Annotated in this window: 15 protein-coding genes; 5 read left to right on the top strand and 10 right to left on the bottom strand. The window is 73.4% G+C overall.

Annotated features, from left to right (window positions below):
- The first annotated feature begins 29 nt into the window (after window positions 1-29).
- The gene (locus tag FHX40_RS24935; protein ID WP_170198710.1) at window positions 30-176 is read left to right on the top strand and encodes a hypothetical protein; all 147 of its coding nucleotides are present in this window, start codon (window positions 30-32) and stop codon (window positions 174-176) included.
- A gap of 65 nt (window positions 177-241) precedes the next feature.
- Window positions 242-691, top strand: coding sequence for a GNAT family N-acetyltransferase (locus FHX40_RS04715; protein ID WP_142258478.1), 450 nt, complete (start codon window positions 242-244; stop codon window positions 689-691).
- Between the two features lie 14 nt (window positions 692-705).
- Here the strand turns inward: FHX40_RS04715 and FHX40_RS04710 are convergent, their stop codons facing one another.
- Complete coding sequence (locus tag FHX40_RS04710) at window positions 706-2,004, bottom strand: ArsB/NhaD family transporter (protein ID WP_142258477.1); 1,299 nt, start codon at window positions 2,002-2,004, stop codon at window positions 706-708.
- 158 nt (window positions 2,005-2,162) lie between these two features.
- Here FHX40_RS04710 and FHX40_RS04705 point away from each other — a divergent pair, with 158 nt between their 5' ends.
- Complete coding sequence (locus FHX40_RS04705; RefSeq protein ID WP_142258476.1) at window positions 2,163-3,890, top strand: serine/threonine-protein kinase; 1,728 nt, start codon at window positions 2,163-2,165, stop codon at window positions 3,888-3,890.
- A gap of 282 nt (window positions 3,891-4,172) precedes the next feature.
- Here the strand turns inward: FHX40_RS04705 and FHX40_RS04700 are convergent, their stop codons facing one another.
- The 3 genes from FHX40_RS04700 to FHX40_RS04690 form a co-directional block, all read right to left on the bottom strand.
- Window positions 4,173-5,018: a hypothetical protein gene (locus tag FHX40_RS04700; RefSeq protein WP_142258475.1), complete on the bottom strand. Its 846-nt coding sequence runs from the start codon at window positions 5,016-5,018 to the stop codon at window positions 4,173-4,175.
- A gap of 157 nt (window positions 5,019-5,175) precedes the next feature.
- A complete protein-coding gene (locus tag FHX40_RS04695; RefSeq protein ID WP_142258474.1) occupies window positions 5,176-5,412 on the bottom strand; it encodes a hypothetical protein in 237 nt (78 codons plus the stop codon).
- Between the two features lie 86 nt (window positions 5,413-5,498).
- A complete protein-coding gene (locus FHX40_RS04690) occupies window positions 5,499-7,808 on the bottom strand; it encodes a heavy metal translocating P-type ATPase (protein WP_142258473.1) in 2,310 nt (769 codons plus the stop codon).
- 336 nt (window positions 7,809-8,144) lie between these two features.
- Here FHX40_RS04690 and FHX40_RS04685 point away from each other — a divergent pair, with 336 nt between their 5' ends.
- Together FHX40_RS04685 and FHX40_RS04680 are read left to right on the top strand one after the other, a co-directional pair.
- Entirely contained in the window at window positions 8,145-8,837 is a 693-nt protein-coding gene (locus tag FHX40_RS04685) for a CBS domain-containing protein (RefSeq protein ID WP_142258472.1), read from the top strand.
- A 109-nt stretch (window positions 8,838-8,946) separates the two neighbouring features.
- The gene (locus FHX40_RS04680) at window positions 8,947-9,660 is read left to right on the top strand and encodes a CBS domain-containing protein (RefSeq protein ID WP_142258471.1); all 714 of its coding nucleotides are present in this window, start codon (window positions 8,947-8,949) and stop codon (window positions 9,658-9,660) included.
- 767 nt (window positions 9,661-10,427) lie between these two features.
- Here the strand turns inward: FHX40_RS04680 and FHX40_RS04675 are convergent.
- The 6 genes from FHX40_RS04675 to FHX40_RS04650 all read right to left on the bottom strand — a co-directional run bounded on the left by FHX40_RS04675 (window position 10,428) and on the right by FHX40_RS04650 (window position 17,901).
- Window positions 10,428-10,988 (bottom strand): CBS domain-containing protein, encoded by a 561-nt coding sequence (locus FHX40_RS04675; protein WP_142258470.1) that lies wholly within the window; start codon window positions 10,986-10,988, stop codon window positions 10,428-10,430.
- A 96-nt stretch (window positions 10,989-11,084) separates the two neighbouring features.
- Window positions 11,085-12,074, bottom strand: a complete 990-nt coding sequence (cydB, locus tag FHX40_RS04670) for a cytochrome d ubiquinol oxidase subunit II (RefSeq protein WP_142258469.1) — start codon at window positions 12,072-12,074, stop codon at window positions 11,085-11,087.
- Between the two features lie 11 nt (window positions 12,075-12,085).
- A complete protein-coding gene (locus FHX40_RS04665) occupies window positions 12,086-13,483 on the bottom strand; it encodes a cytochrome ubiquinol oxidase subunit I (RefSeq protein ID WP_142258468.1) in 1,398 nt (465 codons plus the stop codon).
- A gap of 709 nt (window positions 13,484-14,192) precedes the next feature.
- Entirely contained in the window at window positions 14,193-15,746 is a 1,554-nt protein-coding gene (locus FHX40_RS04660; RefSeq protein WP_142258467.1) for a hydrogenase large subunit, read from the bottom strand.
- Window positions 15,743-17,230 carry a proton-conducting transporter transmembrane domain-containing protein gene (locus FHX40_RS04655; protein WP_142258466.1) on the bottom strand — a complete coding sequence of 496 codons (1,488 nt, stop codon included), beginning with the start codon at window positions 17,228-17,230 and terminating at the stop codon, window positions 15,743-15,745. Before FHX40_RS04655 ends, FHX40_RS04660 begins: the two co-directional genes overlap by 4 nt.
- The gene (locus FHX40_RS04650) at window positions 17,230-17,901 is read right to left on the bottom strand and encodes a hypothetical protein (protein ID WP_142258465.1); all 672 of its coding nucleotides are present in this window, start codon (window positions 17,899-17,901) and stop codon (window positions 17,230-17,232) included. The genes FHX40_RS04655 and FHX40_RS04650 overlap by 1 nt, the downstream gene beginning before the upstream one ends.
- Window positions 17,902-17,907 lie beyond the last annotated feature (6 nt).

Genomic DNA, 17,907 nt, shown 5'->3' with positions numbered 1-17,907 from the left:
CGGAGGAGCACCCTGGAAGGAGGGACGTCATGGCCAAGCTGATGGACCGGGTCAAGCAGTGGATGCAGAGCCCGCAGGGCCGGGAACGCACCGAGGATGCCAAGCGCATGGCGCGTGACCCGCAGACCCGCACGAAGGCCAAGCGCCTGTTCGACCGCTTCCGCAGCCACCGCTAGCCCGACCGGGCGGCACGCGGCGCCCACGCGACGACGCGCCGCGTGTCCGCCGTACCATTCGGCGGGTGAACGAGCCAACCGTCCGGGTGGCGTCCTTCGCCGAGCTCGACGCCCCCACCCTGTACGGCCTGCTGCGGCTGCGCGTGGACGTGTTCGTGGTCGAGCAGAGGTGCGCCTACCCGGAGCTGGACGGCAGGGACCTCGAACCGGAGACCCGCCACCTGTGGATCGAGGGCGACGACGGCGCGCCGCTGGCGTACCTGCGCGTGCTGCGCGAGCCGGACGGCGCCGCCCGGATCGGCCGGGTGGTGACCGCGCCGCACGCCCGCGGCCGGGGCCTGGCCGCCGCGCTCATGGCCGCCGCGCTGCGCGTGGTCCGCGACCGGCCGTCGCGGCTCGACGCGCAGACCCCGGTCGCCGGCTTCTACGCGCGGTTCGGCTACCGCGTCGCGGGTGAGGAGTACCTCGACGAGGGCATCCCCCACGTGCCGATGTTCCGCCCGGCCCCGGCCTGATCGGCGCCGGCGCGCTAGAGGTAGCGCAGCCACAGGTACGGCGCGCACGCCGCGATCGTCACCGCGGCCACGACGAGGCCGTACCGGGTGAACTGCCAGAAGCTGATGCGCGCGTTGTTACGCTCGGCGATGCCGAGGATCACCACGTTCGCCGAGGCCCCGATCGCGGTCGCGTTGCCGCCGAGGTCCGCGCCGAGCGCGAGCGCCCACCACAGCGACTGACCGGCGTCGCCGTGCGCGGGCACGAGCTCGGCGACGATCGGGCTCATCGTGGCGACGTACGGGATGTTGTCCACGATCGCGGAGAGCGCGCCGGAGCCGAACAGCAGCACCATCGCGGCGAGCCCGAGCCGCCCCTCGGTGGCGTCGGCGGCGGCCTGCGAGACCGCGCCGATCACGCCGGTGTTCACCAGCGCGCCGACCATGACGAACAGGCCCATGAAGAAGACGAGCGTGGGCCACTCGACCTCGCGGATCGCCTCCGCCGCGGTGATCTTGCTGATCGCGACGAGCAGGCCCGCGCCGAGCAGCGCGACCACCGACGGCTCGTAGTGCAGCACCGGGTGGAGCACGAAGGCCGCGATCACCAGGGCGAGCACCGTGAGGCCCTGGACGAGCAGCCGCCGGTCGCGGATCGCGTCCCGCGGCTCGAGCCGCATGACCTCGGCGGCGCGCTCGGGGTCGTACCGGAACGCGTGGCGGAACATCACCCGGCACATCCCGATGAAGATGATCATCAGGATGACGACGAGCGGCGCCAGGTGTATGAGGAAGTCGTTGAAGGTGAGGCCGGCCCGGCTGGCGATGATGATGTTCGGCGGGTCGCCGACGAGCGTGGCGGTGCCGCCGATGTTCGAGGCGAACACCTCGGCGATCAGGTACGGCGCGACCGGCAGCGCCAGCCGCTCGCACACCACGAAGGTGACCGGTGCGATGAGCAGCACCGTGGTGACGTTGTCGAGCAGCGCCGAGGCCACCGCGGTGATCACCGACAGCAGCACCATGAGCCGGAACGGCCGGCCCTTGGCACGCCTGGCGGCCCAGATCGCCAGGTACTCGAAGACGCCGGTGGGCTTGAGCACGCCGACGATCACCATCATGCCGAGGAGCAGGAAGATAACGTTCCAGTCGATCGCCGACTCCTCGGCGAAGAACGCGCTCTCCGCGTCGGTGGCGTGAATGAGCAGCATGAGACCGGCGCCACCGAGCGCCGCGGCGGTGCGGTGAATGCGTTCCGTCGCGATGAGGATGTACGCGCCCACAAAGATGAGAACAGCCAGAATCGCAATCAAGCGGGGCGCCTCCCCCGGCATGTACGGAAGATCAAAAATTGGCGCTGATTAGCGTACTCGGCACGCCTGGAGGTCCCCTGGACACCCCTCCCCGCGCCGGATCCGGATCGCGCAACCGTCACGGGATCCCCCGATCCCTGACAGAATGACGCGAGAACGCGGTCTAGGGGAGGATGCGAATGGGACGCGCCCATCCGCTCCGGCCGGGCGATCCCGAGCGCGTGGGCGACTACGAGGTGCTCGGGCTGCTCGGCGAGGGTGGGCAGGGCACCGTGCTGCTCGGCCGGTCCCCGTCCGGGCAACGGGTCGCCATCAAGCTGCTGCGCGCCGAGTTCAGCCAGGACCCCGACGCGCGCAAGCGGTTCCTGCGCGAGTCGGAGGTCATGCAGCGGGTGGCGCCGTTCTGCACCGTGCGGGTGCTCGACGCCGGCGTGACCGCCTACGAGCAGCCGTACATCGTCAGCGAGTACGTCGAGGGCGAGTCCCTGGAGCAGCTCGTCCGCCGGGACGGGCCGCGCACCGGCAGCGGGCTGTCCCGGCTCGCCGTGGCCACGCTGACCGCGCTCTCCGCGATCCACCGGGCCGGGATCGTGCACCAGGACTTCAAGCCGAGCAACGTGCTCATGGGCCCGGAGGGGCCGGTCGTGATCGACTTCGGCATCGCCCGGGTGCTCGACACCACCGGCACCGTGTCCCAGGTGGTCGGCACGCCCTCGTTCATGTCGCCCGAGCAGGTGGAGGGCAAGGGCATCGGGCCCGCCTCCGACATGTTCAGCTGGGCGGCGACGATGGTGTTCGCGGCGACCGGGCGGCTGGTGTTCCACGGCAACACGATTCCCGCGATCCTGCACAACGTCATCCACGCCGAGCCCGACCTGACCGGGGTGCCGGACCCGCTGCGCATCTTCGTCTCCGACTGCCTGGCGAAGGACCCGCGGCAGCGGCCCAGCGCGAAGAAGGTGCTCAGCGCGATCACCGGCGAGATCCCGGTGCTGCCCCGCGAGCCGGTCAATCCGGGCGGTCCCGGGCCGCAGGGCACCAAGGTGCTCACCGGTGAGCTGGGCGCGCCCCCGGTGCCGCACACCGGTCCCGCGGCGCCCGCTCCCCCGGCGCCGGGGCCGGTGCCGCCGCAGGCCCCGCCCCCCGGCCCGATGCCGCGTCCCGCCCCGGGGCCGGTGCCGAACCCGATGACCGCGCCGCCCCGGGCGACCGGTCCCGGGCCGCATCCCGGGCCGACGGTGCCCCCTCCGGCGCCGCCGCCCGGGCCGGTCCGCGCGCCCGCTCCCCCGCCGAGCCGTCCCCCGGCGTACCCGCCGCCGGGGCCGCCGCGCGCGCCGGTGCCGCCGCCGCCCGGCCCGGCGGGGCGGGTCACCGTGCCGTCCCCGCAGCCCTCGGGCGGGTCCGGCTGCGGGCGCGGGGTGCTGTTCGCGATCATCGGGTTCGTCGCGGTGCTCGTGATGATCCCGTTCCTGTACGGGCTGCTGCGCGGCGCCGGGGACGACGAGGACGGCACGAGGCGGGGCGGCGGCCCGGCCGCGATCGGCACCTACACGATCGACGCGACGGTCGCGACCACCCCGACCTGGGACGTGCGGTTCACCCGCATGCGGGTCACCTCCAGCTCGGTGATCCTCACCGTGCGGTACCGCAACCGGTCGAGCGAGCCCCAGACGCTCGTCTGCGACCACGCCACCGGCGGCACCTACCTGCGGCTCTCCGACGGCACGCGGGTGCCGCCGAGCCGTACCCCGTGCTCCTCCCGGGTCGGCGACGAGTGGCAGGTGGCCGCGCGGCGCACCTACGTCGGCACGGCCGTCTTCCCCATCCGCGGCCGGGCCGGGACGACGTTCACGGTGAACTGGTTCAACTGGGGCGTGAGCGAGAAGATCACCATCCCGGACGACTGAGTCCCGCCCGGGCCGATCGGCCCGCGGAAAACACCGGGAAAAAATCTTGCCCGCAGGCTGAACCCGGCCCGTGCGGCCGCCGTACCTCCCGGCGAGAGATGAGGACCGGATCGCACGACCGGTGTTCGGGCCGGGGATGCAGGAGGCCGCCCGGCCCCGGGTAGGGGCCGGGCGGCCTCCTGGTGTGCGACCAGACCGTGAAAGCCGGCCGGGACACGACGGCCTGTCGCCGTACGGCCCGAACCGGTCCGGAGGGAAGGAGGGGCGCCCGACGCGCGCGGCTTACCGGTGGAAGTGGTGGAAGCCGCGCTTGACGCGCACGCGCACGACGTCGCTCTCGGAGGGGTTGGCGTCGTCGTTGCCCGCGAACACGGCCTTGTACTGGCCGCTGCTGTAGGCCTTCACCGAGGCCCGGAACACGCCGAAGCGGTTGGTCTCGGCCTCGCCGAGCTTGCGCCAGCGGGCCCGGCCGTCCTTGCGGTAGAGGATGTCGACCTCCTGGTCCGCGTAGCCCTTGACGCGCTTGTCCTCGGCGATCAGGCGGCCGCGGAGGAACACCGGCTTGCCCTTGCGCACCTTGTTCGGGTACGCGCCGAACTCCACGATCTTGGTGCCGAACTTGGTCTTGACCAGCTCGACGGTGAAGGTCTCCGCGTCGGACACCTTCTTGCCGGACCGGTCGAACGCGACCGCGGTCGCCAGCCACTTGCCGGCCGGGTCCTTCGCGGTGAACTGGGCGACGAACCGGGTCAGGTCCGGCTTGAGGTCCGGACGCCCGTGGCCGCGCCGCCCGTCACCCGGCCTGCCGGTCTGCCTGGCCTCCTCCTCCTCCTTGGCCTGCGCCGCGGCGCCGTTCCCCGCCGGGGCGGCGTTCGCCACCTTCGGGGTGAACCGGACGTACTTGCGGCCGAGCGGCTTGAGGCTCACCTCGACGCGGGCGGCGCCCTTGCTGACGACGTCGAACGTGACCGAGGTCGCCTCGCCCCTCTTCACCTGGACCGGGTTCGGCTCGATCTTGGTGAGGTCGACCTTCAGGTCGGTACGGCGGTCGGCGTAGGCCGGACCGGAGATCAGGAGCACCGACGCGCCGACGGCGGCGGCGAGTGCCCCTGCGGTTATGCGCTTCATTGAAGATTCCTCCCCGTGCAAGGCGATCACCATGACCGCCCGTTCACCTCCCAGGGACGGCGAAGGGCCGGTGACTGCTGCTTCAGGAGAGGAAAAAGTGGCGTGTGAGTTCTGTCACACGCCTGGGGCGCAGGTCATCGGGCGGGAACCCGGAAGGCTATCCGGCGGCGTCGTCCCGCTCCCCGGCCTCGAGGCGGTCGAGCAGCTCGAGCGCGGCGCGCCGTACGTTCTCGGGGGTGACGCCCGCGAGCACGGACCGGGCCTCGGCCAGGGTCCGGGTGGTCGCGCAGGTCACCGCGACCGAGCCCGCCGCCGCCTGCTCGAGCGACCCGTTCGGTGCGTTGTCGGCGATCCGGCGCGCGATCGCGGCCAGATCGAGGTTCTCTGCGCTCACAGGGTTCTCCTTGCCGGCATCGGGGTTGCGCGTACCTGCACGTGTACCCGCGGCCCGGCGGTGCACCGCGCGCCCCGGGCGTGCGGTCAGCTCACGAACCGGTCGTGCCGGGCGAGGGAGAAGTACGCCTCCTCCTCCTGGGTGAAGTGCAGGTTGAGTACGGCGTGCAGGCCGTACAGGCAGGCGCGCAGGTCGTCGATCCGGTCGGGCCGCAGCCCGGTCTCCTCGGCGAGCGCGAGGTGGCGGCCGAGCCGGGCGACGAGCCGCTCGATCTCGGCGTGCGCCCTGCTCATCGTCGCGGTCACCTCGGAGCCGCCGAGCAGGCGGCCGACCGCCGGGTAGAGCCGCCGCTCCTCGTCGCGCTCGTGCGGCAGCAGCTCCTCGGTGAGGAAGCGGTGCACCCGGCGCAGCCGCGGGAGCACCACCTCGGGCGGGTCGCCGCCGAGCCGGTCGGCGACCTCGCGCAGCGTCTCCAGCGGCGGGCGCAGCTCGCGGTGCTCCTCCTCGAACGCGCGCAGCATGCGCTCGGTGGGCTCGTCGATCGGCGTGCCGGTGCCCCGGCCCGGGCGCAGCGCGCGCAGCGCGTTGAGGATCACCGCGACGTCGATCGCCTCCTGCACCAGCGCCCCGGCCGCCGGGGGCAGCAGCCCGGCCGCGGCCACGATCATCGCGGCGACCGACAGCGCCATGCCCGCGGCGGCGCTCTGCACCGCGATCCGGCGGGAGCGGCGCGCGACGTCCATCGCGTCGGCGAGGTGGTCGATGCGGTCGCCCATGAGCACGATGTCGGCGGCCTGGCTGGAGGCGGCCGCGCCGCGGGCGCCCATCGCCACCCCGACCTGGGCGGCGGTGAGCGCGGGCGCGTCGTTGATCCCGTCGCCGACCATCACCGTCACGGCCCGCGCGGCCTCCTCGCGCACCGCCTCCACCTTCTCCGCGGGCGGCCGCTCGGCGAGCACCCGGTCGATGTTGAGCACGGTGGCGACGCTCTCGGCGACGTCGGCGCGGTCGCCGGTGAGCATCACCACCCGCTCGATCCCGGCCCGGCGCAGCCGGCGCAGCGTGCGCGGCGCGTCGGGGCGGACCGTGTCGCGCAGCAGGATCACCCCGGCGGTGTCGCCGTCGACCGCGACGAACACCGTCATCGCGCCGTCGAGGGCGGCCCGGGAGCGCTGGGCCCGCTCCCAGCCGGGCCGGGTGCCGAGCGCCTTGCCGACCCGCACCGCGTGCTCGCCGACCATGCCCTCGGTGCCGAGCCCGGCCTCCTCGTGCACGCCGTACGGCCGGCCGAGGGCGAGCCCGCGCTCGGCCGCGGCGCGCACGATCGCGTGGGCGAGCACGTGCGAGGAGACCTGGTCGACCGCGGCGGCGAGGGCGAGCACCTCGTCGGGGTCGTGGCCGGGCGCGGGCACCACCTCGACCACCTGGGGGTGGCCGGTGGTGAGCGTGCCGGTCTTGTCGAGCACGAGGGTGCGGGCGTGGCCGAGCGTCTCCAGCGCGCCGCCACCCTTGGCGATCACTCCGTGGCGGGCGGCCCGGGACAGGCCGGCCGCGATCGCGGCGGGGGCGGCGAGCAACAGTGGGCAGGGCGTGGCGACGACGAGCACGGCCACGGCCCGCACGGCCTCCCCGGACCACAGCCAGGCCGCTCCGGCGAGCAGCAGGGTGGCGGGGAGGAAGATCGCGGCGTACCGGTCGGCGAGCCGGACCACCGGGGCGCTCCCGGCCGCGGTCTCGCGGGCGAGCCGGACCACGCCCGCGTACGTGCTCTCCTCGGCGGTGCCGGTGGCGACGAGGTCGAACGGCCTGCCCGCGTTGACCACGCCGCTGCGCACGCTCTCCCCCGCGCCGCGCTCGACCGGCACGGACTCGCCGGTGAGGGCCGACTCGTCGAGCAGTGCCGTACCCTCCCGGATCACGCCGTCCACCGGGACGATCTCCCCGGCGGGGACGAGCAGCGCGTCGCCGCGGCGCACCGCGTCCACCGGCACGGTCTCCACGCCGCCGTCGAACGGGCCGCCCGGGCCGCCCCGGTAGCGGCGGGCGGTGCGCGGGGCGCGTTCGTAGAGCGCGGTGAGGTCGCGGCGGGCGCGGCGCAGCGCGTAGTCCTCCAGGGCGCGGCCGGAGGCGAGCATGACGCCGATCACGGCGCCCGCGAAGTACTCGCCGACCGCGAGGGAGCCGCCGAGGGCGAGCACGGCGATCGCGTCCACGCCGAGGCGGCCCTCGCGTACCGCCTCGACCACCCACCAGACCGCGGGCACCAGCGCGACCGCGGTGCCGGCGATCCACAGCGCGTGCGCGACGCCCACCGCGCCGAGCAGATAGGCGGCGCCGCCGCCGAGCAGCGCCCCTGCGGTGAGCACGAGCAGGACGGTGGTCCAGCGGTCCTTCATGGTTCCAGCAGATCAGTCGGAGACGGTCCACGGATCCGGCCGAAGGGCATCATCCGGCGGGACCTTGGACCCTCGGTCGCCGCGCGGAAACGTGCCGTCATCTGCCCCGGCCACGGGTTTCGGGCGGCGCGACCGCGCCCGGGGCGCGCCGCCACCGCCGCCGGCACCGGGGCTGTGGCGTGGGTCCACAGAAACCACCAATTCAGCCCAAAGGCCCAAGATCGAGGGACTTATGCCCATTCATTCCCTTTTCCCCGCACGGTGGGATAGAGGCATAGAAAGTGGGAGCCCGCCCGGTACGGCGCAGCGGCTCGTGCGACGCGAAAGGAGCACGCCATGCGCGTGAAGGTGAAGGACGTGATGACCAGGGACGTCGCGTCCGTGCACGCCGACACCCCGTTCAAGGACGTCGCCGAACTGCTCATCTCACGGGGCGTCAGCGCCGTGCCCGTCGTCGACGACACGGGTCACGTCGTGGGCGTCGTCTCCGAGGCCGACCTGCTCCACAAGGAGGAGTTCCGGGAGCAGTACTACCAGGAGGGCTACCAGCCGCCGCTGCGGGCGCGGCTGCGCCGCAGGCTCAGCGAGGAGGGCGGCGTCTCCACGGCCGAGCGCAAGGCCCGTGGCGAGGTCGCCGGCGAGCTGATGACCACCCCGGCCGTGACCGTGACGCCCACCACCACGATGACCACCGCGGTGCGGAAGATGGAGGAGCACGGCGTCAAGCGGCTGCCCGTCGTCGACGAGGAGGGCCGGCTGGCGGGCGTCGTCAGCCGCCACGACCTGCTCAAGGTGTTCGTGCGCGACGACGCCGACCTCGCCCGCGAGATCCGCGAGGAGGTGCTCGACCGCGGGCTGTGGCTGGACAACGTCGACATCGAGGTCGAGGTCGACCACGGCGTGGTGACGCTGCGCGGCCACGTCGACCGGCGCAGCGAGGCGCAGATCGCGGTCCGCATGGTCGGCCGGGTGAACGGCGTCGTCGACGTCATCGACAAGCTCACCTGGGACGTCGACGACCGGTTGTGAGGTCGGGCGTCCCCGGCCGGCGGGACCTTCGGCCCTGATCGGCACCGGCGGCCCCACCTACCGTCGCGAGCGTGAGGCGATCCATTCCCCCGCCGTCAGGAGGCACCAGATGCGTACCAGAGTCCAGGACGTCATGACCACCGACGTGGTGTCCGTACCGGAGGACGCCCCCTTCCGGGAGGTGGCCCGGCTCCTCATCGACCGCGGGGTCAGCGGCATGCCGGTGCTCGACGCCGCGGGCCGCGTGGTCGGCGTGGTCTCCGAGGCCGACCTGCTGCACAAGGAGGAGTTCAAGGAGCGCTACCACCGCGAGGGCTACCGGCCCCCGCTCACCGCCCGGCTCCGCCACCGCCTCGGCAGCGAGGGCGACACCCGCCGCAAGGCCGGGGCGACCACCGCCCGCGAGCTGATGACCTCCCCCGCGTACACCACCACCCCGAACACCCCGGTCGTGGTCGCCGCCCGGGACATGGACCGGTACGGCGTGAAGCGGCTGCCGGTGGTGGACGAGGACGGCAGGCTGCTCGGCATCGTCAGCCGCCGCGACCTCATCCGCGTGTTCGTCCGCACCGACGCGGAGATCGCCGAGGAGGTCCGCGAGGACGTGATCCGGCAGGCGCTCGGCACGGTCCCGAACCTGATCGACGTCGAGGTGAACCAGGGCGTGGTGACGCTGCGCGGTGAGTTCCTGCGCAAGAGCGAGGCCCTCGCCGCCGCCCGGCTCACCGAGAACCTCGACGGCGTGGTGGCCGTGGTGAACGAGCTCACCTTCATCGAGGACGACACCGCCGCGGAGACCGTCCCGGTGTGGGGCGGCGCCTGACCCGTCGCGACCTGACCGCGCACCGGTGATGTGGGGCGGCCACGCAGCCGCCCCGCACCGCTGTCCGCGGCCTTTTTGTTTGCGCGGCCACCGTTCCGTGCCCCGCCGCCGGCGGTACGGCGTACGCCCGGGCTCGGCCCGGTGCGTTCGCGCGCCGTCTCACCCCTGCCGCCACCGCCGTCGGGACCCGGGTACGGCCTGGAGGCCCCTCGCCGGCCGTCGCCGCGCCTCGGCAAAGACGAAGGGCCGTGCCACCCTCGACGGGCACGGCCCTCGGGACCGCGGGGCTCACCTCCGCCGCGGCCCGCCCGGCGGCGCGTTGGCCCTTCCCTCCACCCACCCGCGCCGCAGGTGAAGGGCCGCGCTCGCGCCGTACCGTGGCGGGCGGCACAGGATCGTCCGGCTCGGCGTGGGCCGGTGCCGGGTCGGCGGGCCGGGGCGCGGCCCGGCCACCGCCACCGCTGCCGTCACCTCGGGCGTGCCCTCGCCGCGCGGTCCCGCCGTCGACACCTGGCCGGTGGTCGCGCCGGAAACGGCCGGCCCCTCCGAAAGCTCCGGGCCGCTCAGCGGGATCGCCCCGATCCCGCGCCAGACCCGGGCGCCGATTCCGGTACGCGGCCGACGGCCTGCTGGGCGGGGCAGGTCGCCGCCGCGGCGGACCGCGCGGATGTGCGGGTGTGGGTGTGCGTGGGCACGCACGGGTGGGCCGGCGGCGAGGCTCACGGGAGTGGGCGGAGCGTGGCGCTCGCCGCCGGCACCGCGGTGGGTCATCTCGCCTCCCCGGGGGCGGGGCGCTCGCCGGCACCCGTCTCGGCCCACTTCGAGACTCGGTCGTGGCCCTCGAGTACCTTCAGCAGGTCGGACTGGTGGACGGTGCCGACGATGCGCCCGTTCTCCGGGTTGATCACCGGAAGCTGTTTGATCCGGTGGTGGTGCATGAGGGCGGCGGCCTCACGCACCGAGGTCTCCCGGGTCACCGTGATCGCGGGGCTGGTCATGAGCTCCAGGGCGATGGTCCCGGTCACCTTGCGCCGGTCGTACGCCCGGCCGTCGCCGTCGTACGCCGCGGCGTCCTGCCGCGCGGCCTCCACCTCGCGCAGCAGCAGGTCGTCCTCGGACACCACGCCGAGCACCCGCCGCTCCCCGTCCACGACCGCGACCGCGCCGACCTTGAACCGCCGGAGGGCCGCCACGATGTCGGTGAAGGTCGCGTTCGCCATCACGGCGATGGCGACGTGTCCCATCACGTCCTTGACCTGTGTGTACCGTCGCCGGTCCCGCCGTGCGGGCTCGCGTCCGGCCTCCCGTGTGGACCCCCCGATGGCCATGCCGCCCTCCCTTCTGCTCTCGGTCCGCGGCTCCGTTGCCGCGGGTCTTCGCCGGTCGACGCGTTCTCGGTGACTCCGGTGCGGTTCAGGCCCCCGTCAGTACCCGGCCGGCACCTCCTGGCGGGTGAGCCGCTTGCGGAACACCCAGTAGGTCCAGCCCTGGTAGGCGAGCACGATCGGCGTGAAGATCGCCGCGACCCAGGTCATCACGGTGAGCGTGTACGGCGTGGACGCCGCGTTCTCCACCGTGAGGCTGTTGGCCGGGTCGAGCGCGGGCATCACGTCGGGGAACAGGCTGCCGAAGAGGGTGAAGGTGATCACCACGATCGCGACCGCGTTCGCGGTGAACGCCCAGCCGTCCCGGCCGCGCAGCGTGGCGGCGATCGCCCCGGCGAGGCCGGCGGCGGCGATCACCACGCCCGCCCAGGTGGCCGTGGTGCCGGTCATGAGCTGGGTGATGACGAGGAACAGGCCGCCGACCACGAGCGTGACCGGGCCGACGATCTTGGTGACCCGGATCGCGCGCTCGCGCAGCTCACCGCCGGTCTTCAGGGCGAGGAACACCGCGCCGTGCATGGTGAACAGCGCCAGCGTCACCACGCCGCCGAGCAGCGCGTACGGGTTGAGCAGGGTGAGCAGGTTGCCGGTGTACTCGTGGTTCGCGTCGAGTGGCACGCCGCGCAGGATGTTGGCGAACGCCACGCCCCACAGGAAGGCCGGGACGAGCGAGCCCCAGAAGATCGCGTGGTCCCAGCGGGACGGCACGTCGCTGCGGTGCCGGTACTCGAACGCCACCCCGCGCACGATCAGCGCGAGCAGGATGAGGAACAGCGGCAGGTAGAAGCCGGAGAACAGGGTGGCGTACCACTCGGGGAACGCGGCGAACGTGGCGCCGCCCGCGACCAGCAGCCACACCTCGTTGCCGTCCCACACCGGGCCGATCGTGCCGATCAGGGCGCGCCGGTCGGCCTCGTCCCGCCCGATGGCCGGGAGCAGGATGCCGACGCCGAAGTCGAACCCCTCGAGCAGGAAGTAGCCCGCCCACAGTACGGCGATCAGGATGAACCAGAGTGTCGTGAGTTCCATCGTCGGTCACCTCAGAAGGAGAGCGCCGGGGTGGTGCCGGCCTGCGGGGTGGCGCCGGACTCGCCGCCCTCCGGCTCGGGGCCCTGCCGGATCGACTTGATCAGCAGCCGGACCTCGATGATCGCGAGGACCGCGTAGACGACGGTGAATCCGACCAGGCTGAGCGCGACCTCGGTGACGTTGGCGTTCGGCGAGACCGCGGACGCGGTGGTCATCAGGCCGAAGACGGTCCACGGCTGGCGGCCCATCTCGGTGAAGATCCACCCCATGGTGTTGGCGAGGAACGGCAGGAAGATCCCGGCGATCGCGAGCCGGTAGAACCAGGGGTTCTCCGGCAGCCGGTTCCGCCGGGTCAGCCACAGCCCGGCCAGCGCGAGCAGCGCGGCGAGCCCGCCGAAGCCGATCATGAGGCGGAAGGTCCAGTACGCGAGCCCGATCGACGGCCGGTAGTCGCCCGGGCCGTACAGCAGCTCGTAGCGGGCCTGGATGTCGTTGATGCCCTCCACGCCGCCGTCGAGCGAGTTGGTGGCGAGCAGGCTCAGGCCGTACGGGATCTCGATGTTGAACACGTTCCGCCCGTTCTCCACGTCGCCGATCGCGAACAGGGAGAACCCGGCGCCGTTCTCGTCCTCCCACAGCGCCTCGGCCGCGGCCATCTTCATCGGCTGCTGCTCGGTCATCAGCTGCGCCTGCCAGTGGCCGGAGAGCATCACGCCGACCGACGCGACGAGCGTGATGACGAGCGCGAGCTTGGTCGAGGTCCGGAACAGGTCCACCTCCCGGCGCCGCCACAGGAACCAGGCGCTCACGCCGAGCAGGAACGCGCCGGCGGTGACGAACGCGCCGAACATGACGTGCGGGAAGGTGACGAGCGTGGTGTCGTTGGTGAGCACCGCCCAGATGTCGGTGAGCTCCGCCCGCCCGGTGGCCTCGTTGATCTTGTAGCCGACCGGGTGCTGCATCCAGGAGTTCGCGGCGAGGATGAAGTACGCCGAGATGTTCGTGCCGATCGCCGCCGCCCAGATCGTGGCGAGGTGGACCTTCTTCGGCAGCTTGTCCCAGCCGAAGATCCACAGCCCGAGGAAGGTCGACTCCAGGAAGAAGGCGATCAGGCCTTCCATCGCGAGCGGGGCGCCGAAGATGTCACCGACGAAGCGGGAGTACTCGCTCCAGTTCATGCCGAACTGGAACTCCTGCACGATGCCGGTGACGACACCCATCGCGAAGTTGATCAGGAAGAGCTTGCCCCAGAACTTGGTCAGCCGCAGGTACTTCGCCTTTCCGGTGCGGTACCAGGCGGTCTGCAGACCGGCCACGATGATCGAGAGGCCGAGAGTCAAGGGCACAAAGATGAAGTGATAGACGGTCGTGATCCCGAATTGCCAACGGGACAGATCGAGTACGTCCATGAGTGCTCCGCCCCCCACCATGAATCTCACGACCCAGGGTCGGGCATCTGCGCAGGTCAGCCGTAGAGCCGGCAGACCTGACCTTTAGGGTCTTTGGTCCCTGGTTGCCGGACGCGTACGCAGGGTTGACACGGCGGCAATCGGCGTTGCCGGGCGCTGACCCGGGCGTTTGGGCCCGCTGAACGGGGACGACGGGAATACATGTGGAATCGGCCGAAAAAAGGCCGGGAAACGACGGGGAAAACGACGGCGGCGGCCCCGGGACCGCCCGTCGTGGACGAGGCCGGCCGCCCTGCCGGAGTAACGCCGCGGCGCCGGGCGGGCCACCAATAAATCTCTCGATCAGTACGGCCCCGGCGGCCGGAACGATCAGGCACCGCGAACGCTGTCAGGGCACCGGCGGCAGCCGGTCCGCCGGTGGCAGGGCGGCCGGGACCACGTGTGGATCGGACCACCGCCCGCCGAAACATGCGCGGACCCGCGACGCTTGTGACGGAAGGCCCGGCGCATGCGCCTCACCACATTTCCGGCGGGCGGTGGCCGACTCCCCACACGCCCCTCGCCATTCGCACGTTACTGACCCGTCATATGCCGGGGACCGTCCCGAAGGTCCCTGATCCGTAGGACCAAAGTCCTTTTGGGTTTCCGTTTACGCGCGCGGCCCCGGGCGAGGGCGCCCGGGGCCGCGCGGCGGGTCACCGTCGTCGGGCTACAGGTCGTTGCCCGCGTAGGAGAGGTTGAAGCTCTTGTTGACCAGCGGGAAGTCGGGGACGATCGCGCCGGTGAGGGCGACCGGCAGCGCCGGCCAGTTGAAGAACGACGGGTCGACCACCTTCACCCGGGAGAGCGTGCCGTCGGCGGCGAACTCCACCCGGTGCACGATCGTGCCGCGCCAGCCCTCGGCGATGCCGACCCCCGACCGCGGCACGGCGCCGGGGTCGGCCGCCGGGGCCGCGGGGAGCGCGGCGGCCACCCGTTCCGGCCGCCAGGAGGCGGCGGCGAGCCGGTCCACCAGTTCGGTCACGAGGAGGGCCGACGCGGCGAACTCCCCGGCCCGCACCTGGAACCGGCCGAGCACGTCCCCGGTGTCCGCGGTGACCGGGGTGAACCGCCCCAGGTCGGTGAACGGGTGGTCGGCCCGCGCGTCGACCGCGAGGCCGCTCGCCCGCGCCACGTACCCGAGGGTGCCGAGGTCGCGGGCGGCCTCGGCGCTCAGCACCGCGGTGCCGGTGAACCGGTCGGCGACCACGGTGTGCCCGAGGGCGAGCTCGACGATCTCGGCGACGTCCGCGGCGATCTCCTCGATCGCCCGCCGGTCCGGCAGCGCGCGCAGCTCGGACCCGCCCGGCACGACCCCGCCGCGGAGCAGCCGGTGCCCGGTCACCTCGCGGTTGATCCGCATGAGCCGTTCCCGCACCCGCCCGGCGTGCGCGTGCAGGATGCCGTGCGCCACGTCGTTGCACAGCGCGCCGATGTCGGTGATGTGGTTGTAGAGCCGCTCCAGCTCGAGCAGCACGGCCCGCTCGCGCAGCGCCCGCTCCGGCACCTCGACGCCGAGCGCCTCCTCGACCGCCTGGCAGTAGGCGATCGCGTGCCCGACCGAGGTGTCCCCGCTGATCCGCTCGGCGAGCGCGAGCCCCTCGTCGACGGTGCGCCCGGCGAACTGCCGCTCGATGCCCTTGTGCACGAACCACAGCCGGGCCTTGAGCTTGACGATCGTCTCGCCGACCGCGGAGAACCGGAAGTGGCCCGGCTCGATCAGCCCGGCGTGCACCGGGCCGACCGGGATCTCGTACACGCCCTGGCCCTCGACCGTGACGAACGGGAACGGCCCCTCCGGGTCGCCGAACTCGGGCGGCGGCCCGGCGTCGGCGCGCATCGGGTACCAGCCGCGCGGCCAGTGGTGGTGCCGCACCAGCCGCCGCGGCAGCGGGTGGTTATCCGGCACGATGCCGTACAGGTCGCGCATCTCCCGCTCGAACCGCCCGGCCGGGAAGGAGAGCGCGGCGAGGCTGGGCAGCGCGGGCGAGCGCGGGTCGAGCCGCACGTGCAGCTCGGTGCGCCGGTCCGGCCGGGCCGCGGTGAACAGGTACACCACGCGGAACGCGTCGACGTCCTCGTGGGCGGCGACGAGCGCGAGCCGGTGCCCGGCCGCGAGCAGCGCGCCTGCCTCGCCGGGGAGGGCGTCCACGGTCACCTCGCGGGCGAGCCGTACGGCACCGCCCGGCGCGGCGGTGGCGGCGGGGAGGTCGAAGGTGGTCATCGCACGGCTCCCGTCAGCTCGGCGGCGGACTCCAGCAGCGTCACCAGCGGCCCGGCGGCCACGCCGAGCACGGCGCAGACCGCGAGCCCGGCCACGATCGGCACGGCCGCGCCGGCCGGCAGCCGTACCGCGGCCTGGTCGCCCTCGCCGGCGGGCGGCCCGAGCAGCATCTGCCGGGCCCGGCCGAGCACCGCGGCGACGATCACGAGCATGAGCGCGAGCGCGACCGCCACCGCCCAGCCGAGCCCGCCGTCGAACGCGGCCCGCACGATGCCGACCTCGCTGGCGAACAGGCTGAACGGCGGCATGCCGAGCAGCGCGAGCAGGCCGAGCGCGAACGCGCCCGCCACCAGCGGGGCCCGCCGGGCCAGCCCGCGCACCGCGGCGACCCGGCTGCTGCCGACGGCCTGGTGGATGTAGCCGGAGGAGAGGAACAGGGCGGACTTGCCGAGCCCGTGCCCGAGCACGTGGAGCAGCACCGCGGCCATGGCGAGCCGGGTGCCGACCGCCGCGCCGAGCGCGACGATCCCCATGTGCTCGATGCTCGAGTAGGCGAGCAGCCGCTTGTAGTCGCGCTGCGCGAGCAGCAGCGCCGCGGCGACCGCGAGCGAGGCGAGCGCGACCACGACGAGCAGGGTGCGGGTGAAGCCCACCCCGAGCGCCCCGTCCGCGATCACCTTCACCCGCAGGATCGCGTAGAACGCCACCGACAGCAGCACCCCGGACATGAGCGCGGACACCGGCGCGGGCGCCTGGCTGTGCGCGTCCGGCAGCCAGGCGTGCATCGGGGCGAGCCCGGCCTTGGTGCCGAAGCCGAGCACGAGCAGCGCGACCGCGATGCGCATCACGCCGGGGTCGAGGTCGGCGGCGTGCCGGGCGAGCACCGCCCAGTCGAGCGCGCCGTCCTCGGGCACGTTCGCGTGCAGCGCCGCGTAGTGGGCGAGCACGAGCCCGAGCAGCGCGAGCGCGATCCCCACCGAGCAGATGACCACGTACTTCCACGCGGCCTCGGTCGCCTCCCGGGTACGGCGAAAGCCGACGAGGAAGGCGGTGAGGATCGTGGTGGCCTCCACCGCGACCCACAGCACGCCGAGGTTGGCGGCGAGCACGGCGAGGGCCATCGCGGCGATGAACGCCTGGGTGAGCACGCCGTACCGGCGGGTGGCCCGCGGCCCGGTGCGCCGGGCGGCGAGCTCGGCGGCGAGGTAGGACGGGCTGGCGAGCATCGCGGCGAGCGCCACCGCGCCGATCACGATGAGCATGAACGCGCTGAGCGCGTCCGCCCGCAGCAGCCCGCCGGCCGCCGCCACCCCGGCGGTGTCACCGGTGGTGCGTACGGCGAGCGCGATCGCGGCGGCGAGCAGCCCGGCCGCCGCGGCGGCGCCGAGCCACGCGGTCGCCCGCCGCCATCCGAACGCGGCGTACCCGGCCGCCGCGAGCGCCGGCAGCCCGACCGGCGCAAGCACGAGAACCTGGGGGTCCATCAGTCACGCAGCTCCCGCAACTCGTCGAGGTCGGTGCCGCCGAACGCGGCGCGCATCCGGTTGGTGAGCACGCTGAGCACCAGCACGGCGAACAGGACGTCGAGGGAGACGCCCAGCTCGACCACGAGCGGCACCCCGTTCGTGGTGAGGAAGGCGGTCGCAGTGATCGCGTTGTCGATCAGCAGGAAGCCGACCACCTGGGAGAGCGCCCGCCGCCGCGTGACGAGCACGAAGAAGCCGACGAGCAGCACGGTGAGCGCCACCGGCAGGGCGTGCGCGGCGGGCGACGGCGCGAGCCGGATCAGCGGCTGCGCCACCGCGTACGCCACGAGCGCGAGCACGGCCGCGGCCACGAGCGAGGAGGCCACGTTCACCACCGGCCGGGTCTCCCGGCCCTCGGCGTCGGGGCCGCCGCGCTCCGGCAGCGCCCGCCGGATCAGGTACGGCAGCAGCCCGGCGCGCAGCCCGCCGAGGGCGAGGCCGACGATCACCAGCTCGGTGGCGGCCTGCCGTACCCCGAGCACGATCACGATCGCGGCGAGCGCCGCGCCCTGGGCCGCGAACAGGCGCACGATCGCGGCGAGGTCCCGCCGCCACAGCACCAGCACCCCGGTGAGCAGGAACGCCCCGCAGGCAAGGTCGAGGAGCTGCACATAGGTCTGGTCGGTCATGTTCGT

The sequence above is a fragment of the Thermopolyspora flexuosa genome (genome assembly GCF_006716785.1).
GTDB classification, from domain to species: domain Bacteria; phylum Actinomycetota; class Actinomycetes; order Streptosporangiales; family Streptosporangiaceae; genus Thermopolyspora; species Thermopolyspora flexuosa.
Note: the sequence above shows the minus strand (reverse complement) of the source record. Positions and strands in the feature narration are given on the sequence as shown.